The 23,836-nt window shown below is 72.0% G+C and carries 27 protein-coding genes; 7 read left to right on the top strand and 20 right to left on the bottom strand.

The annotated features are described in order from the left end of the window. From HP445_RS15920 to HP445_RS15840, 17 genes are all read right to left on the bottom strand, one after another. Window positions 1-1,176, bottom strand: coding sequence for a flagellar hook protein FlgE (locus HP445_RS15920; protein WP_110863826.1), 1,176 nt, complete (start codon window positions 1,174-1,176; stop codon window positions 1-3). An 80-nt stretch (window positions 1,177-1,256) separates the two neighbouring features. Next, window positions 1,257-1,700: a flagellar hook assembly protein FlgD gene (locus HP445_RS15915; protein ID WP_071403921.1), complete on the bottom strand. Its 444-nt coding sequence runs from the start codon at window positions 1,698-1,700 to the stop codon at window positions 1,257-1,259. Between the two features lie 25 nt (window positions 1,701-1,725). After that, the gene (locus HP445_RS15910) at window positions 1,726-3,123 is read right to left on the bottom strand and encodes a flagellar hook-length control protein FliK (protein ID WP_128779846.1); all 1,398 of its coding nucleotides are present in this window, start codon (window positions 3,121-3,123) and stop codon (window positions 1,726-1,728) included. After that, a complete protein-coding gene (locus tag HP445_RS15905; protein WP_128779845.1) occupies window positions 3,120-3,857 on the bottom strand; it encodes a C40 family peptidase in 738 nt (245 codons plus the stop codon). Before HP445_RS15905 ends, HP445_RS15910 begins: the two co-directional genes overlap by 4 nt. Further along, a complete protein-coding gene (locus tag HP445_RS15900; RefSeq protein ID WP_071403924.1) occupies window positions 3,854-4,285 on the bottom strand; it encodes a flagellar FliJ family protein in 432 nt (143 codons plus the stop codon). Before HP445_RS15900 ends, HP445_RS15905 begins: the two co-directional genes overlap by 4 nt. Beyond that, a complete protein-coding gene (locus HP445_RS15895; RefSeq protein WP_128779844.1) occupies window positions 4,285-5,628 on the bottom strand; it encodes a FliI/YscN family ATPase in 1,344 nt (447 codons plus the stop codon). The genes HP445_RS15900 and HP445_RS15895 overlap by 1 nt, the downstream gene beginning before the upstream one ends. Further along, on the bottom strand, window positions 5,625-6,290 hold the full coding sequence (locus tag HP445_RS15890) for a FliH/SctL family protein (protein ID WP_128779843.1): 666 nt from the start codon (window positions 6,288-6,290) through the stop codon (window positions 5,625-5,627). Before HP445_RS15890 ends, HP445_RS15895 begins: the two co-directional genes overlap by 4 nt. After that, window positions 6,283-7,335 carry a flagellar motor switch protein FliG gene (gene fliG, locus HP445_RS15885; protein ID WP_128779842.1) on the bottom strand — a complete coding sequence of 351 codons (1,053 nt, stop codon included), beginning with the start codon at window positions 7,333-7,335 and terminating at the stop codon, window positions 6,283-6,285. The genes HP445_RS15890 and fliG overlap by 8 nt, the downstream gene beginning before the upstream one ends. Then, complete coding sequence (fliF, locus tag HP445_RS15880) at window positions 7,332-9,002, bottom strand: flagellar basal-body MS-ring/collar protein FliF (RefSeq protein WP_128779841.1); 1,671 nt, start codon at window positions 9,000-9,002, stop codon at window positions 7,332-7,334. The genes fliG and fliF overlap by 4 nt, the downstream gene beginning before the upstream one ends. Continuing rightward, complete coding sequence (gene fliE, locus HP445_RS15875) at window positions 9,002-9,343, bottom strand: flagellar hook-basal body complex protein FliE (protein ID WP_027465513.1); 342 nt, start codon at window positions 9,341-9,343, stop codon at window positions 9,002-9,004. Before fliE ends, fliF begins: the two co-directional genes overlap by 1 nt. Continuing rightward, complete coding sequence (locus HP445_RS15870; RefSeq protein WP_017886136.1) at window positions 9,343-9,738, bottom strand: flagellar basal body rod protein FlgC; 396 nt, start codon at window positions 9,736-9,738, stop codon at window positions 9,343-9,345. The genes fliE and HP445_RS15870 overlap by 1 nt, the downstream gene beginning before the upstream one ends. After that, window positions 9,735-10,079 carry a flagellar basal body protein gene (locus HP445_RS15865; RefSeq protein WP_017886135.1) on the bottom strand — a complete coding sequence of 115 codons (345 nt, stop codon included), beginning with the start codon at window positions 10,077-10,079 and terminating at the stop codon, window positions 9,735-9,737. Before HP445_RS15865 ends, HP445_RS15870 begins: the two co-directional genes overlap by 4 nt. Before the next feature lie 512 nt (window positions 10,080-10,591). After that, window positions 10,592-10,918, bottom strand: a complete 327-nt coding sequence (locus HP445_RS15860; protein WP_071403928.1) for a hypothetical protein — start codon at window positions 10,916-10,918, stop codon at window positions 10,592-10,594. Beyond that, window positions 10,908-11,381: a flagellar export chaperone FliS gene (fliS, locus tag HP445_RS15855; RefSeq protein WP_084740422.1), complete on the bottom strand. Its 474-nt coding sequence runs from the start codon at window positions 11,379-11,381 to the stop codon at window positions 10,908-10,910. The genes HP445_RS15860 and fliS overlap by 11 nt, the downstream gene beginning before the upstream one ends. An 11-nt stretch (window positions 11,382-11,392) precedes the next feature. Continuing rightward, window positions 11,393-12,781 carry a flagellar filament capping protein FliD gene (fliD, locus tag HP445_RS15850; protein ID WP_241660354.1) on the bottom strand — a complete coding sequence of 463 codons (1,389 nt, stop codon included), beginning with the start codon at window positions 12,779-12,781 and terminating at the stop codon, window positions 11,393-11,395. A gap of 103 nt (window positions 12,782-12,884) precedes the next feature. Next, the gene (locus tag HP445_RS15845) at window positions 12,885-13,724 is read right to left on the bottom strand and encodes a flagellin N-terminal helical domain-containing protein (RefSeq protein ID WP_071403929.1); all 840 of its coding nucleotides are present in this window, start codon (window positions 13,722-13,724) and stop codon (window positions 12,885-12,887) included. Window positions 13,725-13,842: 118 nt separating this feature from the next. Beyond that, on the bottom strand, window positions 13,843-14,658 hold the full coding sequence (locus HP445_RS15840; RefSeq protein ID WP_111030012.1) for a sigma-70 family RNA polymerase sigma factor: 816 nt from the start codon (window positions 14,656-14,658) through the stop codon (window positions 13,843-13,845). A 443-nt stretch (window positions 14,659-15,101) separates the two neighbouring features. Between HP445_RS15840 and HP445_RS15835 the strand changes: the two genes are divergently transcribed. The 5 genes from HP445_RS15835 (at window position 15,102) to HP445_RS15815 (ending at window position 19,436) form a co-directional block, all read left to right on the top strand. Beyond that, on the top strand, window positions 15,102-15,587 hold the full coding sequence (locus tag HP445_RS15835) for a flagellar protein FlgN (RefSeq protein ID WP_071403931.1): 486 nt from the start codon (window positions 15,102-15,104) through the stop codon (window positions 15,585-15,587). 4 nt (window positions 15,588-15,591) lie between these two features. Beyond that, the gene (flgK, locus tag HP445_RS15830) at window positions 15,592-17,013 is read left to right on the top strand and encodes a flagellar hook-associated protein FlgK (RefSeq protein ID WP_128779839.1); all 1,422 of its coding nucleotides are present in this window, start codon (window positions 15,592-15,594) and stop codon (window positions 17,011-17,013) included. Between the two features lie 2 nt (window positions 17,014-17,015). Next, window positions 17,016-17,897 (top strand): flagellar hook-associated protein FlgL, encoded by an 882-nt coding sequence (gene flgL / locus HP445_RS15825; protein ID WP_128779838.1) that lies wholly within the window; start codon window positions 17,016-17,018, stop codon window positions 17,895-17,897. Further along, window positions 17,894-18,262, top strand: coding sequence for a flagellar assembly protein FliW (gene fliW, locus HP445_RS15820; protein WP_128779837.1), 369 nt, complete (start codon window positions 17,894-17,896; stop codon window positions 18,260-18,262). The genes flgL and fliW overlap by 4 nt, the downstream gene beginning before the upstream one ends. Before the next feature lie 253 nt (window positions 18,263-18,515). Beyond that, window positions 18,516-19,436 (top strand): hypothetical protein, encoded by a 921-nt coding sequence (locus HP445_RS15815; RefSeq protein ID WP_128779836.1) that lies wholly within the window; start codon window positions 18,516-18,518, stop codon window positions 19,434-19,436. A 17-nt stretch (window positions 19,437-19,453) separates the two neighbouring features. Here the strand turns inward: HP445_RS15815 and HP445_RS15810 are convergent, their stop codons facing one another. Continuing rightward, the gene (locus HP445_RS15810) at window positions 19,454-20,101 is read right to left on the bottom strand and encodes a hypothetical protein (protein WP_128779835.1); all 648 of its coding nucleotides are present in this window, start codon (window positions 20,099-20,101) and stop codon (window positions 19,454-19,456) included. A gap of 38 nt (window positions 20,102-20,139) precedes the next feature. On the opposite strand from HP445_RS15810, the gene HP445_RS15805 reads away from it, so the two are divergent. After that, the gene (locus tag HP445_RS15805) at window positions 20,140-21,012 is read left to right on the top strand and encodes a hypothetical protein (RefSeq protein ID WP_175330826.1); all 873 of its coding nucleotides are present in this window, start codon (window positions 20,140-20,142) and stop codon (window positions 21,010-21,012) included. Window positions 21,013-21,105: 93 nt separating this feature from the next. Here the strand turns inward: HP445_RS15805 and HP445_RS15800 are convergent, their stop codons facing one another. Both HP445_RS15800 and HP445_RS15795 read right to left on the bottom strand, forming a co-directional pair. Further along, the gene (locus tag HP445_RS15800; RefSeq protein ID WP_128779834.1) at window positions 21,106-22,074 is read right to left on the bottom strand and encodes a beta-ketoacyl-ACP synthase III; all 969 of its coding nucleotides are present in this window, start codon (window positions 22,072-22,074) and stop codon (window positions 21,106-21,108) included. Window positions 22,075-22,146: 72 nt separating this feature from the next. After that, on the bottom strand, window positions 22,147-22,554 hold the full coding sequence (locus tag HP445_RS15795) for a ChaB family protein (protein WP_128779833.1): 408 nt from the start codon (window positions 22,552-22,554) through the stop codon (window positions 22,147-22,149). 133 nt (window positions 22,555-22,687) lie between these two features. Here HP445_RS15795 and HP445_RS15790 point away from each other — a divergent pair, with 133 nt between their 5' ends. After that, a complete protein-coding gene (locus HP445_RS15790; RefSeq protein WP_128779832.1) occupies window positions 22,688-23,659 on the top strand; it encodes an aldo/keto reductase in 972 nt (323 codons plus the stop codon). Window positions 23,660-23,836 lie beyond the last annotated feature (177 nt).

Here is a 23,836-nt window from a genome sequence, read left to right as displayed (position 1 = left end):
CTAGCGCTTCAGGTTCGTGAGCTCCTGCAGCACCTCGTCCGAGGTGGTGATGATGCGGGCGTTCGCCTGGAACCCGCGCTGCGCCACGATCAGGTTCGTGAACTCCTGCGACAGGTCGACGTTCGACATCTCGAGCGTCCCCGCCGCGAGCGAACCGACGCCCGCCGAGCCGGGGCCGCCGACCGTCGCGCCGCCCGAGTTCGCGGTGGCGCGGTAGCCCGATGCACCGGTCTTCTCGAGGCCGGCCGGGTTGGCGAACGTGGCGAGGGCGATGCGGCCGAGCGCGAGCGACGCGCCGTTCGAGAACGTGCCGGTGACGGTGCCGTCCTTCGAGATCGAGTAGCCCTGCAGCGCGCCGGCCTCGCGGCCGTTCTGCGAGCCGATCGCCGCGGTGTTGAGCGAGGCGAACCCGGTCAGGTCGCCCATGTCGACCCGGATGCCCCCGACGGCGAGGGTGCCGCCGGCGGTCAGCTTGCCGTCGGTGCCGAAGGTCAGCGAGGTCGTCGCCGTGGTGCCCTGGCCGTTGCGCCCGGTGACGTCCCAGCCGTCGGCGGTGCGCGTGTAGGCGAGGGACATCGTGTGCTTGGCACCCGAGGCGTCGTACACGGTGGCCTCGCGGGTGATGGTCTGGCCGACGGCGGTCTCGGACGGCAGGTTGCCGGCGACGGTGGCGGCGGTGGTGCGGACCGCCGGGGCCGCTGCTTCGAGCGGCAGCGTGATGTCGGACAGCTGGCCGTTCTCGTTGACGACGCCGTTCGTGGCCGGGTAGCCCTGCACGATCTTGCCGTCGGCGGTGACCAGGCGGCCGTTGGCGTCGAAGTCGAACGCACCGGCGCGGGTGTAGACGGTGTCGTTGCCCAGGCGGGTGACGAAGAAGCCGTCGCCCGAGATCATCAGGTCGGTCGCCTTGCCGGTGGCCTGCGCCGAGCCCTGCGAGAAGTTCGTGGAGACGCCGGCGACCTGCACGCCGAGGCCGATCTGGGCCGGGTTCGTGCCGCCGATGCCGGTCTGCGGTCCGCCGGCGCCCTGGGTCATCTGCGACAGGGTGTCCTGGAACACGGTGGTCGACGACTTGAAGCCGACGGTGTTGACGTTGGCGATGTTGTTGCCGGTGACGTCGAGCATCTGCTGGTGGGAGCGGAGGCCGGAGATCCCGGAGTAGAGCGAGCGGAGCATGGAGCGTCCTTTCGGAGAGGCAGGAAGAGCGAGGAAGAACGAGGAAGAGCGAGGAGGAACGAGGAAGGAACGAGCGGGCGTCAGGACGCCGGAGCGGTGGTGGTGATGCCGGAGATCACGTCGAGAGCGACCTCCTTCCCGTTCACGGTGACCGTGGGGACGCTGTTCGCGTACGACACCGCCGAGGCGGTCCCGGTGACGGACTTGCCCGAGTCGGCGTCGGTGTAGCTGACCTGCTTGCCGACGAGGTTCGCTGCGGCGATGCGCATCTGGAGCGAGAAGTTCTCGTTCCCCGTCGTGGTCTGGTTGGTGATCTGCTCCATCATCGCGAGCTGCGTCTGCTGGCCGATCATCTGGTTGGTGTCCATCGGCGACGACGGGTCCTGGTTGCGCAGCTGTGTGACGAGCAGCTTCATGAAGACCTCGGAGTCCATCGTCTGGGACTTCTGGGCGGTGGAGTTCGCGGCGAGGGCCGCGGCCTGCGCGGTCGGGTCGACGCTGCCGGTGATGCCGTCGATGGGCATGGTGCGTTCCTGTTCGTGAGCCGGATCAGGCGAGGACGTCGAGTCCCGCGGTGCGGATGGAGGGCGTGTGGGCGGTGGGCTGCGTGCGCGGGGTGACCCGCGCCTCCAGGCCGGGGTCGCCAGGCAGCGAACGTACGGCCGGGCGCTCGTCGCGACCCGGCGCGTCCTGCGGCTGGTTCTGCGACGACAGGTCGAGCGTGGTGCTCACACCGGTGCCGGCCGCGTCGCGCCGCAGGTCCGGCAGGACCTGGCGGACGGCCTCGCGGCCGGCGTCCGACGCGGCGAACAGCTCGACGTGCATGCCGTGCGCGGTGACGTGCGCGCGGACCGTGACCGGGCCGAGGCTGTCCGGCACGACCTGCACCGTGACGACGTGCTCGCCGGGGCCGGCCTGCGCGAGCGAGAACACCGGTCGCGCCAGCTGCTGGGCGAGCGGTGCCGGGGCCGGCGCGGTCGCCGCGGCGGGCGCGGCGGTCGGCGTCGTCGACATGACGAACGGCGTCTCGCCACCACGGCTGGGGGCGACGGCCGGGAGGCCCGGATCACCCGGCGTCGACGCCTGCTGCTCCGTCCCGTGGCCGGCTCGGGAGCCGGTGCCGGCTGCCGGGGCGGCGGCCGCCACGACCGGCGCCTGAGCAGGGGTCACGGTGGCGGTGTCGCCGTCGGCGGTGCGGGAGGCGGCGGGGGCCGCGATCGCGGCAGCGGCCGTCGGGGCAGTGGTCGCCGGGTCGGTCGCGGCCGTGGTCGTCGACGCAGCGGTCGTCGCGGGGGTTGCGCCGGCGACGGTCGTCGCGGCAGCGACCGGAGACGCGGTGCCGGCGGGTGTCACGGCGGGGGTCGTCGCGGCGGTGGTCGCCGTGCCCGTCGTCGCTGCGGCAGCGGTTCCCCGTGCCGCGCCCGACGCCGGTGCCTGCTGCGGGGTCGCCATTGTGGGAGCGGTCGTCGGCGCCGGGGTCGACGGGACCGGCGTCGAGGTGGCCCCCTCCACCGACGGCGGTGTCGTGGTCGTGGTGTTGGTCGTTCCGGCGGTCACCCCTGCGGCCACGACGGCGTGTGGGTCGCGGGCGGGCGTCTCGGCGGTGCGGCTGGCCGGAGCGATCGGTGCGGCCACGGCCACGAGTCCGGCGGTGAGCAGCGCCTGCGCGTCGACGGGCGCTGCCTCGGTCGCGGGCACCGACTGGTCCGACGCAGACGCGGACGCGGACGGCGTGGCACCGGTGCCCGGCGTCGCAGCCGACCCGTCCGCCGTCCGGCCCTCGGTGTCGTCCCGCCCGGCAGCTCCGTCGCCGGGGCGCCGCTCGGTCGCGACGGCGGCGGTCAGTGCCGCACCGAAGGACCCGGCAGCCGCGGGGTCGGACGATCCACCCCGGGTGGAGCCCGGTGCGGTGGGCACGGACGGCTGGGTGGCGATGGTCAGGCTCATGCGGCACTCCCGGACTGCATCATGGACAGCAGCGCGGCGGTCTGCAGGTCGGTCGCGGAACGCGCTGCCGAGGCGGTCGGCGCGGTGACGGCCGACGGGGCCGCCTGTGCGGGGACGATCCGGCGGATGGTCGCGATGTCGCCGTCGGAGTACCAGTTGTCGACGATCCGGACGTCCTTGCCGGGGCGCGGCGCGTGCAGCACCTTGCCGTCGCCGACGTAGATGACGACGTGGCCCTCGCCCTTCGGGATGATCAGGTCGCCGGGCTGCGCGTCCTTCAGGGAGCCGACCTCGACGCCCATCTTCGCCTGGTCCGGCACGACCCGGGGCATCGTGACCCCGAGGTCCTTGAAGACCGTCTGCACCAGGCCCGAGCAGTCCATGCCAGCGGTCGTCTCCCCGCCGAACACGTACGGGACGCCGAGGTACTTCTTCGCGTCGGCCACCACGTCGGCGCCGGTCGCACCGCTGCCGGTGGCGAGGGTGCCGGCGCCGGCGTCGACCGAGGTCGCCGGGGCACGGGTGCCCGTCGGGGTCGCTGCGGCGGTGGCACCGGCAGCGCTCGCCGCGCCGGTCGTGCCGTCGGCGGTGGCGAGGGCATCGGCGAAGGCCGAGGACCCCGCGGTACCGCTGGTGGCGGACGCGCTCGGGGCAGCCGTGGCCGTCCCGCCGCGCAGCGTGTCGATCTGGGACCGGATCTCCGAGATCCGGGAGAGCACCGCTTCGACGCTCATCGGGCACCACCTTCCGTGCGGCGTCGTGCCGCGATCTCGTCGAGGGCGTTCTGTTCGGTCCGGAGTTCCTCGGCCGCCTGCTGCTCGGTGTGCTTGCCCTCGAGCTTCTCGAGGCCGACGGCGGCGCGACGGGCGGCGGTGTAGTCCTGCTGCGCCCGGTCGGCGTCGGCACGGCGGTTCTGCACCACGGCGTCGAGCTCCTCGAGCATCCCGCGGGTCGCGGCACGGGCTGCGGCGACGGCGCTCAGGGTGGCGGCGTCCTGGATCGGCTGGGCGTCCTCGCTGTCGGCGAGGCTGCGGCGTGCGGCGATCCGGGCGTCGGCGGCATCCCGGACGCGCTCGTTCGCGGTGGCCAGCGTCGCGGCGGCACGGTCCTGTTCGGTGTGGCGCAGGCGCAGGAGCCCGGCGAGCGGGAAACGGCGGGCCATCACGACACCCCCAGCTGCTGCACGAGGCCGCCGAGGCGCTGCCAGGACGCGTCGGCCGTGGCCCGCTCGTCCATGCCCTGGCGCAGGAACGCGTCGATCGATCCCTGGTGGTCGACGGCGGCGTCCACGAGCGGGTTCGACCCGCGCTGGTACGCACCGACGTCGAGCAGGTCCTGGGCACCGGCACGGGCGGCCATCACCTTCCGCAGCACGGTGGCGGCGGCACGCTGCTCGGGTCGGGTGACCTTCGAGGCGACGCGGGACACCGAGCCGAGGGCGTCGACCGACGGGAAGTGCCCGGTGATCGCGAGCTTGCGGTCGAGCACGACGTGGCCGTCCAGGATGCTGCGAGCGGCGTCGGCGATCGGCTCGTTGTGGTCGTCGCCGTCGACGAGCACGGTGTACATGCCCGTGATGCTGCCGACGCGGTCGGTCCCGGCGCGCTCGAGCAGTCCGGCGAGCACCGAGAACGTCGACGGCGGGTAGCCCCGGGTGGCCGGGGGCTCTCCGACCGACAGCCCGATCTCGCGCTGCGCCATCGCGACGCGGGTGAGCGAGTCCATCATGAGCACGACGTCCTGCCCGGCATCGCGGAACGACTCCGCGATGCGGGTGGCCACGAACGCGGCGCGCAGGCGCATGAGCGCCGGCTCGTCGGAGGTCGACACGACGACGATCGAGCGGGCGAGCCCCTCCGGTCCCAGGTCGTCCTCCAGGAACTCGCGCACCTCACGGCCGCGCTCCCCCACCAGGGCGATGACGTTGACGGCCGCGTCGCTCCCGCGCGCGATCATCGACAGCAGCGACGACTTGCCCACACCGGACCCGGCGAACAGGCCCATGCGCTGCCCGCGGCCGACGGTGGTCAGGGTGTCGAGCACGCGGACGCCGAGCTGCATCGGGGTGTCGATGCGGGTCCGGGCCATCGCGCTCGGGGTGTCGTGGTCGAGCGGGACCCAGGTGACCGGTTCGCCGCCGGGGCCCTCGAGCGGGCCGCGGTCGTCGATCGGTCGGCCGAGTCCGTCGAGCACGCGGCCGAACAGACCGGATCCGGTCGGCACGAGCACCGGGCCGCCGGTCGGACGCGCCGGGGTGCCCGCGGTCACGCCGGTCAGGCGGCCGAGCGGCATGCAGCGGACGCCCGAGGCATCGGTGGCGACGACCTCGACCGCGGTCTGTTCGCCGTCCTCGGCACCGACCGTGACGACCTCGCCGACGCGGGCGTCGAGCCCGGCGATCGTCAGCCCCAGGCCGACGGCGCTCGTGACGACACCGACCCGCTGGGGGGCGGCCCGCAGGAGCGCCTCGTCGAGACCGCGCGGACGGAGCAGCGTGGCGGTCACCGGTCGGCTCCCGTCGCGTCGACACCGAGGGCGGTGCGGGCGCGGTCGAGCGCCGTGGCGATGCGCGCGTCGAGCATGCCGTCCGGCAGGTCGACGACGGCGTCGCCGTCGCGCAGGGCGCCGTCGGCGACGACCGGCACCGGCAGGTCGAGGCCGGCGACGCGCGCGGCGTCCGCCGGGCTGAGCCGGACGGCCACCGGGACCGTGCGGTCGACGGACGCGAGCACCCGCCGGACGGTGGCCTCGGCGCCGGACGCGATCCGGGCCTCCCGGCTGCCCGGTCCGTCGGCGACGGTCGCATCGTGTGCGGGCCTGGAGGCGCGGACCACGTTGCCGACGATGGCCTCGGCCAGGTCGACTGCCGCACTCGCGACCGACGCCTCGGCGTCCGCCAGGACGGGTGCGACCGTGGACAGCATGGCGTTCGTGGCGGCGTCGAGGACCGCGATCCGGCGGGCCGTGTCGGCCTGCAGCGCGGTGATCCGCGCGGCGTGCTCGGCCTCGAGCCGGGCGCGCAGGGCGTCGGTCTCGGCCTGCGCGGCCCGCAGGCCGGCGGTGTACCCGGCCGCGTGCCCGCGGACGTCCGCGCTCGACGCACGCTCGCGTCCGGCGGGATCGGCGAGCACCGGGAAGGCGACGCGGTGCACGACGGTGTCAGTCAACGAGCTCGTCCTCCTCGGCGCGGTGCACGGTGACGACGCCCTGGGCCTCGAGCTCGCGCACGGAGCGGACGACCTCGGCGCGGGCTTCCTCGACCTGCGAGACGCGGACCGGGCCCATGGCCTGCAGTTCGTCGTCGAGCAGCTCGCGGTTGCGCTCGGACACGTTCGCGCGGATGGTCTCGACGACCGGCCCGGCTGCGCCCTTCATGGCGGTCGCGAGGATCTTCGAGTCGATGCCGCGCAGCACCTGCTGGATGTCGCGGGACTCGAGCTTCACGATGTCCTCGAAGGTCAACATGCGGGAGCGGATGTCCTCGGCGAGCTCCGGGTCGCGGGCTTCGAGTCCCTCGAGCACGGCCTTCTCGGTGGCGACGTCCGAGCGGTTGATGATGTCGACCAGGGGCGCGATGCCACCGACGACCTCGACGCTCTCGCGCGGCGACACGACGGCCCCGGCGCGCTGGCGCAGCACACCGGCGACGATGCCGACGGCCTCGGGGGTCGCGCTGCCCATGGTGGCGAAGGCCTGGGCGACGTCGGTGCGGACGCGCTCGTCGATCCCGGCGAGCACGGCACTGGCCTGCCCGGGGCCCAGGTGGGCGAGCACGAGGGCGATCGTCTGCGGCAGCTCGCCCTCGAGCAGGGAGATGACCTGGCCGGGTTCGGCGTCGTCGAGGAAGTCGAACGACTGGCCGGCGAGGTTCGAGGCCAGACGGTCCATCACGCCGGCGGCCCGCTCGGCGCCGAACGACGCCTCGAGCAGCCCGAGGGCGGTCTCCTTGCCGCCGCGCTTCTGCAGCCGGCCGCTCATCGTGATCCGGTGGAACTCCGACAGCGTCTCATCGACGACGGTGTCCTCGACGCGGCGCATCCGGACGATCTCGGCGGAGATCTCCTCGGCCTCCATCTCGGTGAACTGCTTCATCACCTCGGCGGCGCGGTCGGTCTCCATCTGCATGAGGATGAGCGCGACCTTCTGCGCACCGGTCAGGGCACGGTCGCTCGGACCGGAGCCGCCGCCGGGGCTCGGCGTGAGCGCGCTCACACCGGTGCCCGGTCGTCCAGGAGCCCGCGCAGGAGCTCGGCGGTGCGCTTCGGGTCGCGCTCGGCCAGGGCGGAGATGTCCTGACGGCGGCGCTCGGCCGTGATCTCCTCGGTCGTCAGCACCTCGGTGGGGGCGTCGCCGGCGGGCATCGCCGACAGCACGGCGGTCGGGGCGTCACCGGCACCGAGCGTGGCCCGGTCGTCGACGCCGTCCATCGCGAGCGGCAGCTGGAACGTCTCACCGGCGAAGGCGTCGAGCTCGCCGAGGTCGACGGCCTCGCGCTCCTGCTTCCGGTTGCGGCGGGCGACGAAGAACATGATCGCGATGACTGCGAGGACGATGCCGATCACGATGCCGGCGGTGCGGATCGACGACCACAGTGCTTCCTGCTGGTCGGCCTTCTGCTGGGCTTCCAGGGCCTTGGCGGCCTGGTCGGAGGCGCTCGTGTCGAAGTCCATCATCGCGACCTTGACCTGGTCGCCACGGTCCTGGTCGACCCCGGCGGCGGCGGACACCAGGTCGTTGATGCTCTGCAGGTTCGCGTTCTGCACGGCGTCGGCCTTCGAGTTCAGCGCGACCGAGATGGTCTGCCGGTCGAGCCCGCCCGAGGGGATCTGCGTGGTCTCGGTGGTGTGGTCGACGGCGTTGTTCTTCGTCGCCGACTCGTTCTTGTACCCGTCGTCGCCGGCGCCGCTCGTCGCGGTGCCGTTCGGAACGGCGATGTTATCCGGACCGAGGACCCCCGTCGCGCCGCTCCCCGCGCCGGAGCCGGCGCCGTACTCCTCGGTGGTGCTCGACTCGTTCAGTGCGACCGGACCCGAGGTCGGGCTCGTGTAGCTCTCGGACGTCCGGGTGCCGGACTCCTGGTTCATCGTCCCGGATACCACAACGGTCGCGTTGCCGACGCCGAGCGTCGTGTCGAGCAGGTCCTGGATCTTCTTGCTCGTCGCCGCGTCGTAGTCGGCGGCCTGGTCCGCGCCGCTCCCGGTCGCACCGGTGCCGACGGCGGACAGGGTCTGACCCTTCGCGTCGACGACCGAGACGTCGGTGGGCTGCATGCCCTCGACCGAGGCGCTCGTCAGGTGCACGATGGCCTGCACCTGGTCGGTGCTGAGCTGCGCGCCGTTGTCGGTCGCGATGAACACCGACGCGGTCGGGTCCTTCTCCTCGGAGACGAACACCGACTTCTCCGGGATCGCGAGCTGCACGGTGGCGGTCTGCACGCCGTCCATCGCGCCGATGGTCTTGGCGAGCTCGCCCTCCATCGCGCGCTTGTAGGTGACGTCCTGCTGGAACTCCGAGCTCGTCACGCCCATCTTGTCGAGCAGCGAGTAGCCGCCCTCGTTCGACGACGGCAGGCCGTTCGACGCCGCCTTGAGCCGCTCCGAGTAGACCTGCGCCTGCGGCACGAGGATCGTCGCGCCGCCGTCGGTGAGCTGGAACGGCACGCCGTCGGTCTGCAGCTGGTCCGTGATGGAGCTCGCGTCGGCCGCGGCGAGCCCGGTGAAGAGCGGCGCGTAGGACGCCTTGCCGAGCCAGGACGCGAGGGCGATCCCACCGAGCACGAGCGCCGCGATCGCCAGGATCGCGATGGTGCGCTGGGCGGCGGAGAAGCCCTGCACGTAGGCGCTGAGGCGCGCGAAGACGTTCTTGACGGCGACGGGCATCAGGCCTGCATCCTCATGATCTCGTTGAAGGCGTCGACGCCCTTGTTGCGGACGGCGGAGACGAGCTCGAGCGTGACCTGCGCGCGGGTGGCGGCGATCGTGGCGTCGTGGATGTCGTCGAGGTTGCCGGTCACGGCCTTGAGCGCGAGGGTCTTCGAGTCGCTCTGCAGCGACTGCAGCCCGTCGACGGCGTTGCCGAGGCTCGCGGCGAACCCGCTGCCGTCGGTCGTCGCGCCGGCAGCACCGGTCGCGTTCGTGCTGTCGCTGGACGTCCCCGACACACTCGTCAGGGCGTTCGTCATCGCGTTGGTGGTCACACCGTTCACGGCGTCGATGGGCATCAGTTCTTCCCGATCTGCAGTGCCGCCTCGTAGGCGGTCTTGGCACGGTCGACCACGGCGGCGTTCGCCTGGTAGCCGCGCTGGGCCATGATGAGGTCCGCCATCTGCGTGCCGAGGTCGATGTCGGGCATGCGGACGTAGCCCTCCTCGTTCGCGAGCGGGTTGTCCGGGTCGTAGGTCACCCGGCCGGCGGCGCTGCCGAACGCGGCGCCCTTGACGTAGGCGCCGGAGACGCCGGCGCCCTCCTGCACCTCGACGTACCGTGCCTGGAACGCAGTGTCGTCCATGGACTTCACGGTGTTCGCGTTCGCGATGTTGTCCGAGACGGCGTCGAGCCACTTCCGGTGCACGGTCAGGCCGGTGCTCGCGATGCCGATCGCGTCGAAGGTCGTCACGAGTTCGTCCGCATCGCCGCACGGACGCTGGTGAGCTCGGAGTTCATCGCCTGCGTGGCGAACTGGTACCGCAGCACGGTGTCGATGTTCGACAGCGTCTCCTCGTCGAGGTTGACGTTGTTGCCGTTCGTGTTCGTCGGCTCGAGGCTGCGCGCCATCGTCGGCGTGGTGGCGCCGTCGCCGTCCACGATCGACTTCGCCAGGGCGTCCTCGAACTGGACCTTCTCGGCGTGGTAGTTCGTCGTGTTGATGTTCGCGATGTTGTTCGCGATCACCTTCTGGCGCATCGACAGGCCGTCGAGTGCGCTCTGCAGCGCGACGCTCGTCACGGAATCGAACACGGGGGTCCCCTCGTCAGGCGTCGTCGGTGCGACGTCGCCGTGCGGTGGTGGCCGATCCCTGGCCGAACTGGTGAGCGATCCGTGCTCGAGTGGCGCTATCGGAGCCCGTCGTCCGCCGCGTTAGACGTCGCCCCGAACGGGGGGCGGTGCGGGCTGCGGCGCTGCGGGGTGCGGGTGCGGGTCGGTGTCGCCCGTTGCGCGCGCCGGTAGTTGCACGCGCGCGGGAGCGACACCGTCGCCGTCGTACGACGACGACATCGTCGCCCCGTGCACGCGCCACCAGTTGTCCGCGCGCGGAAGCGACGGAGTCGATGTCGTACGACAACGACGACGTCGCAGGTCGCGCGCGCCGGCAGTTGCACCCGCTCACGAGCGACAGGGGCGCCGTCGTACAACGGCGACATCGTCGCTCCGTGCAGACGCTGCAGGTTGCGGACGCGGACAGTTGCACGCGCGCGCAAGCGACAGGGTCGCCGTCGTACGACGACGACATCGTCGCTCGGGGGCGCGGGTCAGGCGGAAGCGTCGAGGTACACGGACCCGCGGGGCTCGCGCGTGGCGTCGACGGCGCGCAGGGCACCGAGGTGCTCCAGCGTCGAGCGGCGGTCCGCCTCGAGCACGGTCATGCGGTCCCGCTGCGCGGCGAGCAGCCGGGAGGCCCGTCCCACCAGGTCACGCGGCAGCGGTCCCAGCCCGGCCGGCTCCGACCACCCGGCCACGGCCGTGGAGTCGGCCGCCTGCCCGGCGGCGTCGTGCTCCAGGGAGGTGAGCAGGGCCTCCCATGCGGCTCGTCCGTCGGACGGCTCAGGCGACAGCTCTGCGGACGGCTCAGGCGACACCGAGGGCTCCCCCGGTCGGCTGCTGCGTGGCGGGCGTCGCGGGCAGCGACGCGGCTGCCTCGTGCCACGACTGCCGCAGCGGTTCGAGGATCCGGATGCAGTCGCGGGTGGCCTGCACGTCGCGGTGCACGTTCGCCGTGATGAGCGAGGTGGAGGCGTAGTTGTAGACGGCGAGCAGGCCCTCGCCGCCGTCCCAGACGTCGATCCGGAGCGTGCTCGAGAGCTCGCCGACGATCGCCTGGGCGTGCAGGAGCTGCTCGCGGGCAGCCTCCCAGTCGGCGGCGACCTGCGCGGCCTCGGCACGGTGCAGGTCGAGCAGCAGCCGGTCGTAGAGCATCGTCACGAGCTGGGCCGGCGTCGCCGACAGCACGGCCTCGTTCGTGTACTGGGCACGGCGCTGGTCGGTGACGGTGCGCGGCTGGGCGGCCTGGCGGAAGGCCGCTGCCTGGAAGTCGAAGGTCATGGTCGTTCCCGTCAGCTCGACGTCGATGCGAGCTGGCTGGCGAGCCAGCTCGACTGCGACTGGAGCTTGCTGAGGCTGGTCTCGAGGGATGAGTAGAGGGTCTGCAGCGAGGCCCGGCGCATCGCCAGCCGGTCGGTCCAGCTGTCGATCTGGGTGGTGAGGTCCTTGGCGACGGCCTGCTGCCCGGTGATGGACGTGGTGACCGAGCCGTCGTACTTGTCGGACGCAGCGGTGGCCGCGGCGCCGACGTTCGCGGCGACCCCGGAGAGCATCGCCTGGGTGGCCTTCGGGTCCGTGGCGAGGGCCTTCTGGAAGACCTCGGGGTCGAAGGTGAACGTGCCGTCCTTCGTGATCACGATGCCGATCGTCGACGGGGACTTGCCGTCGACCGGGGCGGACATCGTGCTCGTGAGCCGCTGCACGGCGTCGCGGGACGCACCGTCGCCGAGCAGGACGCCGGCCTTCGTCGTCGTGGTGCCGGACGTCGCGCTGGTCGAGCTCGACACCGCGGTGTTCGTCTTGTAGTAGGCCGCGATCGCGTTCATGGCGTCGACGAGCCCGGAGGCCACGGACTGGGCCTTGGTGGTGTCTTGCGCGACCGTTACGGTGACGGGCTCGGTGGTGGCCTTCGAGACGGTCACATCGACCCCGGGGACGAGACCGGTGAAGGTGTTCGTGGCGCTCGTGACCGTCTGCGCGGCGGCGGTGCCGGCCCAGAGGGTGACGCTGGCGTCGGTCGCCGCGGTGACGACGGCGGCACCGGTCTCGGTGAGGACGTTCGTCGCGGTGCCCGCTGCCACCTCGTCCGCGCCGCCCCGGTACACCTGGAACCCGCCTGCCGCCCCGGTCGTGGCGGACGTGAGCTGCAGGCGGTAGAGCTTGGTGCCGTCGGCGTCGGTGCCGGCGGAGACCTTCGTCGCGGTGACGCCCGCACCGGACTTGTTCAGGGCGGACACGGCGTCGTCGAGCGAGCCGGACGCCGGCGTCACGGTGGTGGACTTCCCGTCCGCGCCGACGATCGTGATCGGCTGCGCACCGGTCGACCACGTCGACATCGCGGCCGTCACCCCGACCTGGGCCGAGGCGGTCGATCCGACGGTGAAGCTGATGGAGCCCGCGGTCGCTCCGGTACCGGTGACCGCGGTGACGCTCGACGCGGTGCTCGTCGCGGCGAAGAGGTCGAGCGACGAGGCCTTCGCGGCGTCCGCGGCCTTCGTGGCGAGCCCCTGGATCAACCCGTTGAGCGTCTGCAGTGACGAGATGAACGAGTTGGTGGTGGTGAGCTTGTTCTTGAGCAGGGTCTGCGGGACCCCCTCGACGCTCATCAGCGAGTTGATGAGGTCGGTCGTCTTGAGACCGCTGACCAGACCGTCGATCGCGAGGCTGGTGCTCGATGACACGGACGAGGACATCGTCGACACTCCCTGGCGTCGTGGAGGTGGTCAGGACGGCGAGGTTCGCCCTCCGCGCCCGAAGGGGCCCGGAGGGCGGACCACGTGATGGCTAGCGCAGGAGCGAGAGCACGCCCTGGGTGCTCTGGTTCGCCTGCGCGAGCATCGAGGTGCCGGCCTGGCTGAGGATGTTGTCGCGCGTGTACTTGACCATCTCCTCCGCCATGTCGACGTCGGTGATGCGCGAGGAGGCAGCGGTGAGGTTCTCCTTGGCCACGTTCGTCACGTTGATGGCGTGGTCGAAGCGGTTCTGGACTGCACCGATGCTCGAACGGGCGGCGGAGACGTACTTGATCTGCTCGTCGATCGCGGTGATGGCAGCCTGAGCGTTCGTCGCCGAGTCGAAGGTGAGCGCGCCGACCGCGGTCGACACGGACTCCACGTTCGACTTCGACAGGTCCACGTCGATCTGGCTCGCCGCGTCGCCGTTCGCGCCGACCTGGAACTTCAGGACGCCTGCGGCGCCGGCGGAGCCGTCGAGCAGGTTGATGCCGTTGAAGTTGGTCGACGCCGAGATGCGGGTGAGCTCCTTGGTGAGCTCGCCGACCTCGGTGGTGATCGCCGTGCGGGAGTCCGCGTTGTTCGAGTCGTTGCCGGCCTGGACGGCCAGGTCGCGCATGCGCTGGAGGATCGAGTGGGTCTCGGTGAGGCCACCTTCAGCGGTCTGCACGACGGAGATGCCGTCCTGCGCGTTGCGGGCGGCGACCGTGAGGCCACCGACCTGGGACTTCAGCCCCTCGGAGATCGTCAGACCGGACGCGTCGTCGGCAGCACGGTTGATGCGGAGGCCGCTCGAGAGCTTCTCGAGGGACTTCGACAGGTCGTTCTGCGTCGAGTTCAGGTTCCGGTACGTGTTGAGTGCCGAGAGGTTGGTGTTGATGGACATACCCATGGTGGTTTCCTCCGTGAATGTGGGTCGTGCGTCGGCCCGTCCGTGGGCTGACATGGATGACTCTCGACCGGTTGCCGGGAGTCGTTAGGGGATCGGCGGAGAAGTTTCCGCCGACGTCTCAACTCGCCGCGACGGCCGGTCCTGCTGCGGCGTCGTGCACGGCACGTGCGACACCGGCGGCGGCGTTCGTGGCGACACGGGCGAGGTAGGCGCTGCGGCGGGCCGCGGTGGTGCGGCTCGCGGGCTCGACGGTGGTGCCGTCGCCGTAGTGGGCGGCGAGACCGTCGTGGAGCAGGCGCATCGCCTCGGAGCGCTGCTGCGAGACGGCCGAGTGCGTGATGCCGAGCTCGGCGGCGACGTCGGTGACCGAGCGGTCGCCGAAGTAGACGGCCTCGACGATGAAGCGCATCCGCTCCGGCAGGGCCTCGACCGCGGCGCGGAGGTACCGGCGCTTCTCGGTCTCGAGCAGGTCGTCCCCGGGGAGCGGCAGGTCCGCGGCGACGAGGTCGTGCACGGTCTCGTCGAGCGGCGCGACGGTGCGGGCGGCGTCGCTCATGGCGTCGACGGCGGTCTGCTTGTCGACGCCCATGGCATCGGCGATCTCCTGCGCACCGACGCTCCGGCCGAGGCGCGCGGACAGGGCCTCCTGCGTGGCGAGGGTCTCGCGGATCCGCTTCCGGGTGCCGCGGGACGCCCAGTCGGCCGAGCGCATGTCGTCCGCCAGCGCGCCAGCGATCCGGGTGCGGGCGTAGGCACCGAACGGCACACCGAGGGTCGGGTCGAACGCCTCGGCGGCTGCGACGAGTGCGAGGGACCCGACGGCGGCGAGGTCGTCGCGGTCCAGGTGCGTCGCCCGGGAGCGGACGTCGGCCACGATGTAGCCCACGAGCGGGAGGTGCTCCACGATCATCGCGTTGCGTTCGGTGCGGTCCATGTTGTTCCCCTGGTCGACCTGACGTGTGTCGGCTCACCCGTCCGTGGGCGCGACGGACGCCGGCCTCGGATGGCCGGTGCGTACGCCGAAGACCCGCCCGGGTCCCTCCGAGCGGTGCACCCCGCGTCGTTCCCGAGCGGTTCCGGGTGTCCCCCGGGGTGCGTTCTGAATGTATCGGCTGGCAATGCGCTGAACAGGTGCACAACCGTCCCCAGTGCGGGGGTGTCAGGCCCCGTTTCCGGTCGGCATTTGGGGGGACCCGGGGTCGGGAACGGTCGTTCTTGTCCCCCGACGGGGGTCATCGGGTCACAGCGTCGACGAGTACGGGTGACGGCACTCGGTCGCCGGGGCTTACGGTCGCGGTCACCGAGTCGATAGGTCCCGGTGTCCGCAGGATGACGGACCGGGGGCCACCCCGACGAACCACCACCTGGGAGGAGCTGATGAGCGTGAACGACCTGTCCGCCGTGCTCTGGCGCGAACGCGAGCTGCTCGAACTGCTCACCTTCAAGCTCGAGGAGGAGCAGCTCCTGCTCACCGCGGGCCGCTCCCGCTGGGTGTCGCACGCCAGCCGCGAGGTCGAGCAGGTCCTCGATCGGCTCCGCAGCACCGGTCTCGAACGCGCCGCACAGAGCGCCGAGGTCGCCGAGGAGTGGGGCGTCCCCGCCGACGCTCCCCTGCGCGACGTCGTCGCCGCGGCACCGAACGGGCCGTGGGGCGAGATCCTGTCGTCGCACCTCACCGCGATGGTCGAGCTGACCACCCAGATCGGCGCCCTGCGCGACGAGAACGACCGGTTCCTCCGTGCCGCCGCCCAGGCCACCGAGGAGACCCTGGCGGGGACCGTCACCGGTGCCGCCACCTACGACGCCAGTGGCACGTCCGGCGCAGGCCAGGACGGCGCCCGCCTGTTCGAGGGGACGCTGTAGCACCGTGGTCAGCACCTTCGGATCCCTCGCGACCGCGTACTCGGGCCTCGCCGCCGCCCGTGCCGGCATCGACGTCACCGGCCAGAACATCGCGAACGCCGGCACCGCCGGGTACACGCGGCAGCGCGTCACGCAGAACTCGATCCCCGCGACCCAGACCGGGTTCATGCGGGGCACCGCGGCCCTCGCCGGCCAGGGCGTCTCGGTCGACGGCATCGCCCGCCTGGCGTCCCTGACGCTCGACGCCGGCGTCCGCGTCGCCGCCGGTTCGTCCGCCTACGCCGACGCCCGCGCCACGGCGCTGTCCGCCCTCGAGACCGGGTTGCACGAGCCCGGCAAGGACGGCCTGAGCGCCAAGCTCGACGCGTTCTGGTCGTCCTGGAGCGAGCTCGCCAGCCACCCCGACGACCCGGGTGCCGCCAGCGCCGTGCTCGGGGCCGCCGGTACCGTCGTCACCGCCCTGGCCGCCGGCTCGAAGGCCGTCGACGCGCAGTGGTCCTCGGTGCGCGGCACCCTGACCGGGCAGGTCGCCCAGCTGAACGGCGCCGCGGAGCAGGTCGCCGACCTGAACGGCCGGATCCGCACCGCGCTCGCCTCGGGCGGCACCGCCAACGAGCTGCTCGACCAGCGCGACCAGCTCACGCAGCAGATCGCCACGCTCGCCGGCGGCACCACCCGGACGAACGCCGACGGCACGGTCGACGTGCTCCTCGGCGGCAACCCGCTCGTGCAGGGCACCGACGCCCGCTCGGTCGCGCTCGGCGGCGGCGAGCGTCTCGCCGACGGCACCGCCGTCACCCTGACCTGGACCACCGGCACGGCCGGGGCGGTCGGGCTGAGCGGCGGCTCCATCGGCGGCGCCCTCGCGGTCCTCGCGCCGGCGTCCGGCACCGGTACCGGCGGCGCACTCGCCGAGGCCTCCGCGTCCTACGACGCCGTGGCCACGCGACTCGCCACCACCGTGAACGCCCTGCACGCCGCCGGGACCACCCCGGCCGGCACCACCGGCGCACCCTTCTTCTCCCTGGCGGCCGGCGTCCCCGCCGCCCAGGCACTCGGCGTCGTCCCCACGGACGCCAGTGGGCTGGCGACGCGGAACGCGGCGGGGGAACTCGACGACTCGTTCGCCGACGCGCTCGCGCGACTCGGGGCGTCGTCGGACGGTGCCGACCAGGTCTGGGCGACGTTCGTGGCGGGGGTGGGCACCGCCTCCAGGTCGGCGACGTCGGAATCCACGATGACCGGACTCGCGCTCACCAACGCACGCACCCAGCAGCAGTCGAGCGCCGGCGTCGACCTCGACGAGGAGAACGTCAACCTGCTGAGCTACCAGCACGCGTACCAGGGCGCGGCGCGCGTCCTGACCGCGGTCGACGAGATGCTCGACACCATCATCAACCGCGTCGGACTCGTCGGGAGGGGCTGATCGTGATCACCCGTGTGACCACCCAGATGTCGATGGCGGCCGCGTCGGCCCGGCTGCAGGCCGGTGCCGCGCGGGTCGCCGAGCTCACCGACCAGGCCACGACGCTGCGTGCGATCCAGAAGCCCTCGGACGACCCGGTCGGCACCGCGTCGTCGATGCAGGTGCGCAAGGAGCAGGCCGCTGCGGCGCAGTACTCGCGGAACGCGAACGACGCCGCGGCCTGGCTCGCGACCACCGACAGTGCGCTGTCGAGCGTCTACTCGGTGCTCAACAGCGTCCGCGACCTCACGGTGCAGGCCGCGAACTCCGGCACCATGAGCGACACGAACCGCGATGCCTTCGTCACGCAGTTCCGGTCGCTCAAGGCGGACCTCGAGGCGCGGGCCAACACCACCTACGGCACCCGCTCGGTGTTCGCGGGATCCTCGACCGCCGCTGCTGCCTACGACCCCGCCACGGGCTGGGCGGCCGCCGGCACCGACGTGTCCCGGCGGGTCGGTGACGGCACGACCGTGCGCGTCGACACCGCCGGCACCGCGGTCTTCGGGTCCGGCGACGACTCGGTGTTCGCGGTGATCGACTCCATCGTCAACGACCTGCAGAACGGGGTGAACGTGAACGCTCGGATCAACGACGTGGACGGCGCACTCGGGACCGTCCGCGGCGCCCAGGCCGACGTCGGGATCCGGCACGCCGCCGCGCTCACGGCGCAGGACTCGCTGAAGTCGGCGACCGTCTCGCTCGAGAGCCGTCGCGCCGACATCGAGGACGTCGACCTCGCCAAGGCCGTCCTCGACCTGCAGGTGCAGCAGACCAACTACCAGGCAGCCCTCGCCGTCACCGCGAAGGTCCTGCAGCCGACCCTGATGGACTACCTCCGATGAGCATCTCCCTGGCCTTCGCCGTCCCGCCGTTCGGGCTCGCCCCCGCCGCGACCTTCGAGCTGTCGCCGGTCGACGGCGCCGAGGGGCTCTTCACGCTCGTCGGCGACGACGCACGGCTGTTCCTGCTCGACGCCGCGGTGCACCTGCCGTCGTACGCGCCGGAGCTCACCGACGAGCAGGCCGCCGGGCTCGGGCTGACCGACCCCGCCGACGCGATGCTGCTCGTGGTCGCGAACCCCGGTGCGTCCGGCACCACGGTCAACCTGCTCGCGCCGATCGTCGTGAACGCCCGGACGGCCGTGGGCGCGCAGGTCATCCTCGAGGAGCAGGACCTGCCGCTGCGGGCGGAGCTCGCGCGGGTGTAGCGCGGGCGCGGCTGCTTCGCACCCGTTCTGCGACATTCCACCAGTCGTTCACGGCGTGGATCGTCGGAAGATCTACACGCAGAGGTTGCGTGTGCATGTGACGACAAGACACGAGTCGTTCGACGCGTGGATCGTCGCAAGATGCACGCGCATTGCAGCTGATCAGTCCTGCACAGGTCGTCGTCGCCGCCCGGCTCTCCACAGATTGGGCGATGGCGAGAGCTGGGCCACGAGGTTCGGCGAGCCTGGTGCCATGTCCAGAGCGAACGACGTCGAACTGATCCGCACGACGGGTGCGACCTCCGCTGAACGCCGCGCGCTCGAGCGCGATGTCCGCCGCGGACGGTACGAACGCCTCCGCCCCGGCGTCCTCGTCCGCCCGGATGCACTCGACGGGTTGCACCCCGGTGAGCAGCACCACGTGCTCGTCCGGGCCTCGGCGCACCGACTCCGAGCGACCGATGTCGTCTCACACCAGTCCGCGTGCGCGGTCCTCGGACTCCCGTTGATCGGGACCGCCCCACCCAAGGTGCACCTCGCCGATCCGACCACGACGCACACGCGTGTCACGGCGTGGTTCGTCCGGCACGGTGCACAGGGGCGACCACCCGCAGTCCTCGTCGATCAGCAGGCGACCCCCACGACGACGGCCGCGAGGACCGCCATCGACGTCGCTGCGACGCGCTCCTTGCTCGAAGCACTCCCCGTCGTCGATGCCGTGCTCTCCCGGCGGCTCGCCGACCGTGAGGCGCTGGACGCGGAACTCACATCGCTGGCCTTCGCCCGGACGAAGGCGGGGATCGCGGTGGGGATGGGGTCGGAGCTGTCGGGGTCACCTGCGGAGTCGGTGTGCCGAGTCCGCTTCCGGGAGCTCGGGGTGCCGGAGCCGGTGCAGCAGCACGTGTTCGCCCGGGCCGGATCGGCCACGGCGGTCGTGGACTTCTGGTTCCCGGACCAGGGCGTCGTGGTGGAGATCGACGGCCGCGCGAAGTACGAGGACCCGGTGCTGCTCAACGGGCGCTCCACCGCGGACGCGCACTGGCGCGAGAAGCGGCGTGAGGACTTCATCCGGTCGTTCCCCGAGGTCCGGGCGGTCGTGCGGCTCTCGTGGGCCGACGTGATGCACCCCGACCGGGTGCGGGCCGCCCTCCGGCGTGCGGGTGTCCCGTGCTGAGGGTGCGTGCCGGACGATCAGCGCGGGCGCCGTGGCGCATCCGGGTGGTACATGCGCTGACGCTCGACCGTCGGCAGACCGGACGATGCCCCCGTGTGCGTCACACCGCCGACCACGACCTCGCCGAGCCCCACGCGCACCCCACGGACCGGCCCGGTGCCCTTCACCACGCCGCCGCGGTGGTCCGGGTCGGGTTCCCGGTGGTCGCCGCCGTCCTCGAGCTCGACGTCGCGCACGGACACCGGCCCGAGCACCTGCGCGCCCACACCGATCCGCGCCGGCCCCTCGACGAGACATCCGGCCGTCAGGCGAGCCCGACCGCCGATCACGACGTCGGACCCGTCCGCGACGACGGTGACGGGGCCCGGGCCGAGTTCGGCGCCCTCCCCGATGTGCACGGTCGCCGCAGACGCCACGACGGTCACGGGTCCGGGGCCCAAGCGGGCACCGGTAGCCAGCGTGATCACTCCACCGTGACGGGTCTCGAGCGTCGTGGACGGGTACAGCACCACGCCGGGCAGGACCGACACGCCCACCCCGATCAGGACGGACGCCGGATCGAGCACCCGGACCTCGGGTGCGAGGGCGGCCACCTGCCGGACGGTCAGGAACCCGGCTGCACGACGGGTATCGTCGCGGGCTCGCTGCGCGGGGTCGGTGTCCATCCAGCGAGCCTCTCACGTGTGCGGCGTACGGTGATCGCATGGCCCGCGCCCCGAAGGACCGGTCGATCGTGCCCCTGCCGACCGCACCGGTCTCCCCCACCATGTCCGACCCCCGAACGCAGCAGGTCCAGCCCTCGGGCTGGGCCAAGTGGCTCGATCGGGTCATCAGTGTGCAGCGCCCCGTCGTGGTCGCGCACGTCAACGCGATCCGTCGCCGCAAGCCCGACGCGACCCCCGCCGAGGTGATCCAGATCCTCGAGCGGCAGTACCTGGCCGCCGTCACGACCGGTGGCGCCGCGGTCGGTGCGAGTGCGGTGATCCCCGGAGTCGGGATGGCCGCTGCGCTCGGACTGAGCGGCGCCGAGACGGTCGGGTTCCTGGAGACCACCGCGCTGTTCGCACAATCGGTGACCGAGGTGCACGGCATCGCGCTGGACGACCCGGAGCGCGCGCGCACCCTGGTGATGGCGATGATCCTCGGTGCGCCGGGCACGCAGCTCATCAAGCAGCTCGCCGGACAGGCCGCCGGCGGGCAGGCCCGGACCGCGTTCTGGGGCGAGATGGTGACGTCCTCGCTTCCGAAGCAGGTCGTCAACGGCATCGGTGGACAGGTCCGTGACCAGTTCATCAAGCGCTTCGCCATCCGACAGGGCGGTTCCGTCCTCGGACGTGCGCTGCCGTTCGGTATCGGTGCAGCCGTCGGTGGCCTCGGCAACCACGCGCTTGGTCGCAAGGTGATCCAGGCGTCGCGGACGGGTTTCGGCATGCCGCCGGCGGAGTTCCCGATCGTGTTGACGGTCACCCCGGCTGCCGAGAAGACCCGGCGAGCCCTGCCGTGGAAGCGCGGCGCGGGCAAGGACCAGGACCTCTGGACCGAGCCGGGGCAGGACGACCCCCGCTCGAAGCGCTAGTCGCAACGACCCAGACGGGCCCGGCGCCACGACCACGAGGAACCCGGGCACGGCTGCTGAGCAGCCGAACCCGGGCCCTCGTGCAGCTGCGTGCTAGGAGGACCGCACCGGCGTCGTCACGACCTGCCCCGCGTGGGCGAACCCGCCACCGAACCCGAACAGCAGGGCCGGCACTCCCTCCGGGAGGTCGCCACGCTCCCACGCCTTCGAGAGCCCGAGCGGCACACTGGCGGCCGAGGTGTTCCCGGACTCGACGACGTCCCGGATGACGAACTTCGACTCCCCGCCGAGCGCGGTGACGAGCGGCTCGATGATCCGCAGGTTCGCCTGGTGGAACGCGAACACCTCGATGTCGTCCATCGTGAGCCCGGCGGCCTCGACGACCTTGCGGGCGTGCCCCTCGGCCTCGGTGATGGCCCACCGGTAGATCGAGCGGCCCTCCTGGTTGAAGCGCCCCGGCGACCCTTCGACACGCACGGCGTCGAGCAGGTGCGGCACGCTCCCCCACGACACCGGGCCGATCTCGGGCGTCTCGGCGACCCCGAGCACGGCGGCACCGGCCCCGTCACCGACGAGCACGCACGTCGACCGGTCGGTCCAGTCGGCGATGCCGGACAGCACCTCGGACCCGATGACGAGCGCGACGTCGGCCGAACCGGTGCGGATGGACTGGTCGGCGAGCCCGAGCGCGTACTCGAACCCGCTGCACGCGGTGTTGATGTCGATCGGCGCCGGGCCGTTCGTCATGCCCAGTGCGGCGGCGACGCGGCCTGCCGTGTACGGGGCGCGGTCCTGATGGGTGGTGGAGGCGACGATGACGAGTCCGACGGCCGAGGGCGACACCCCGGCGTCGGCGAGGGCACGGCGTCCGGCCTCGATGGCCATCGACGTGACGGTGTCGTCTGGACCGGCGATCCGACGCGTCTGGATCCCGGTGCGAGTGCGGATCCACTCGTCGTTCGTGTCGACCATCGTCGAGAGCTCGTCGTTGGTCAGGACGCGTTCGGGCTGGTGGTGTCCGAACCCGAGGATCCGGCTGCCGCGGAGTGCTGGGATGTTCATCGTCGGCACGTTACCCCCTCACCCCACCGCCGCATGCCGAGCGGGGCATGCACGGCACCCACTCACCCATGGTCACTTCCGCGCGGCAGCGGTCGCGCGGTTGTTCGCCTTGCCGATCGCCTCGACCAGCTCGTCCTTCGTCATCTTCGAGCGGCCGCTGACGTCGAGCCGCTTCGCGACGTCCATCAGGTGCGTCTTCGAGGCGTTCGCGTCGACACCGCCCTCGGTCTTCCCGGATGAGCCCGAGCCAGCACCACGCGGACCGGCGGCACCGGAGTCGGACGGCCCGGAGGACTCCTTCTCCTCCCAGTGGTCGCCGACCTTCTCGTACTCGTGCTTCACGGCGGCGAACGCGGTTCGGTGCGCGCGCTCGCCCGGGCCGTACGTCTCGTTCGCCGAGTCCAGTGTCTTCTCGAAGATCTCCTGCGCGTGCTCCGGGGACCGCTGCAGGGTGCTGGGGATCTCGTCCTTGGCTGGCATGGCTGCTCCTCTCGAGTGGTCCACCCTGACTACTCCGACCAGCACAACGAGCGCCAAGCCCCGACCGGCGTCAAGCACCGGCCGGTACTCCCAGGGCCTGGCGCCCCCAGCGCGTCACGAGTAGACCCGTCTCATGGAGTACACACACCTCGGTCGCACCGGTCTGTCCGTCTCCCGCGCCGTGCTCGGCACGATGAACTTCGGCCCGGAGACCAGCGAGGACGACTCGCACGCGATCATGGACCGGGCCCACGAGCTCGGCGTCAACTTCTTCGACACCGCCAACGGCTACGGCGGCTCGGTGGGCAAGGGCGCCACCGAGGAGATCATCGGACGGTGGTTCGCCAAGGGTGGCGGTCGCCGCGAGAAGACGGTCCTCGCCACGAAGGTCTACGGCGAGATGACCGACTGGCCGAACGGCGGCAAGCTCAGCGCCCTGAACATCCGGCAGTCGCTCGACGCGAGCCTGCAGCGGCTGCAGACCGACCACATCGACCTGTACCAGTTCCACCACGTCGACCGTGCGACGCCGTGGGACGAGATCTGGCAGGCGATCGACGTCGCCGTGCAGCAGGGCAAGGTCCTGTACGTCGGCTCGTCGAACTTCGCCGGGTGGCACATCGCCCAGGCGCAGGAGGCAGCGAAGCGCCGGAACACCTTCGGCCTGGTCAGCGAGCAGTCGATCTACAACCTCGTGGTCCGCGACGTCGAGCGCGAGGTCCTGCCCGCCGCCCGCGCGTACGGCCTCGGCGTGATCCCCTGGTCGCCGCTGCAGGGCGGCCTGCTCGGCGGCGTCATCGAGAAGACCGAGAACGGCTCCCGTCGGCTCTCCGGCCGCAGCGCCGAGTACGTCGACGCGCACCGCGAGCAGCTGCAGTCGTACGAGTCGTTCGCGAAGGAGCTCGGCCACACGCCCGGCGAGCTGGCCCTCGCCTGGCTGCTGCACCAGCCCGGCGTCACGGCGCCGATCACCGGCCCCCGCACGATGGAGCAGTGGGAGTCCGCGGTCCGTGCCGTCGACATCCGCCTCGACCAGCGTGCGCTGGACCGTCTTGACGAGATCTTCCCGGGGCACGAGACCTCGCCGGAGGACTACGCCTGGTGACGGAACCGGCGGAACCAACGGAACCAACGGAACCAACGGAACCAACGGAACCACCGGAACCACCGGAACCAACGGAACCAACGGGTCGCTGACGCGACCATCTGCCTGGAGGCGCGGTGCGGGTCGGACCCGCACCGCGCCTCCCGGCCGTGGTCACGTCGAGAACGCGACCAACGG

Origin of the sequence: Curtobacterium flaccumfaciens (assembly GCF_013359815.1) — a bacterium.
Lineage (GTDB): Bacteria > Actinomycetota > Actinomycetes > Actinomycetales > Microbacteriaceae > Curtobacterium > Curtobacterium flaccumfaciens.
The sequence above is the reverse complement of the archived record's forward strand: the minus strand, read 5'-3'. Positions and strand labels throughout refer to the sequence as shown.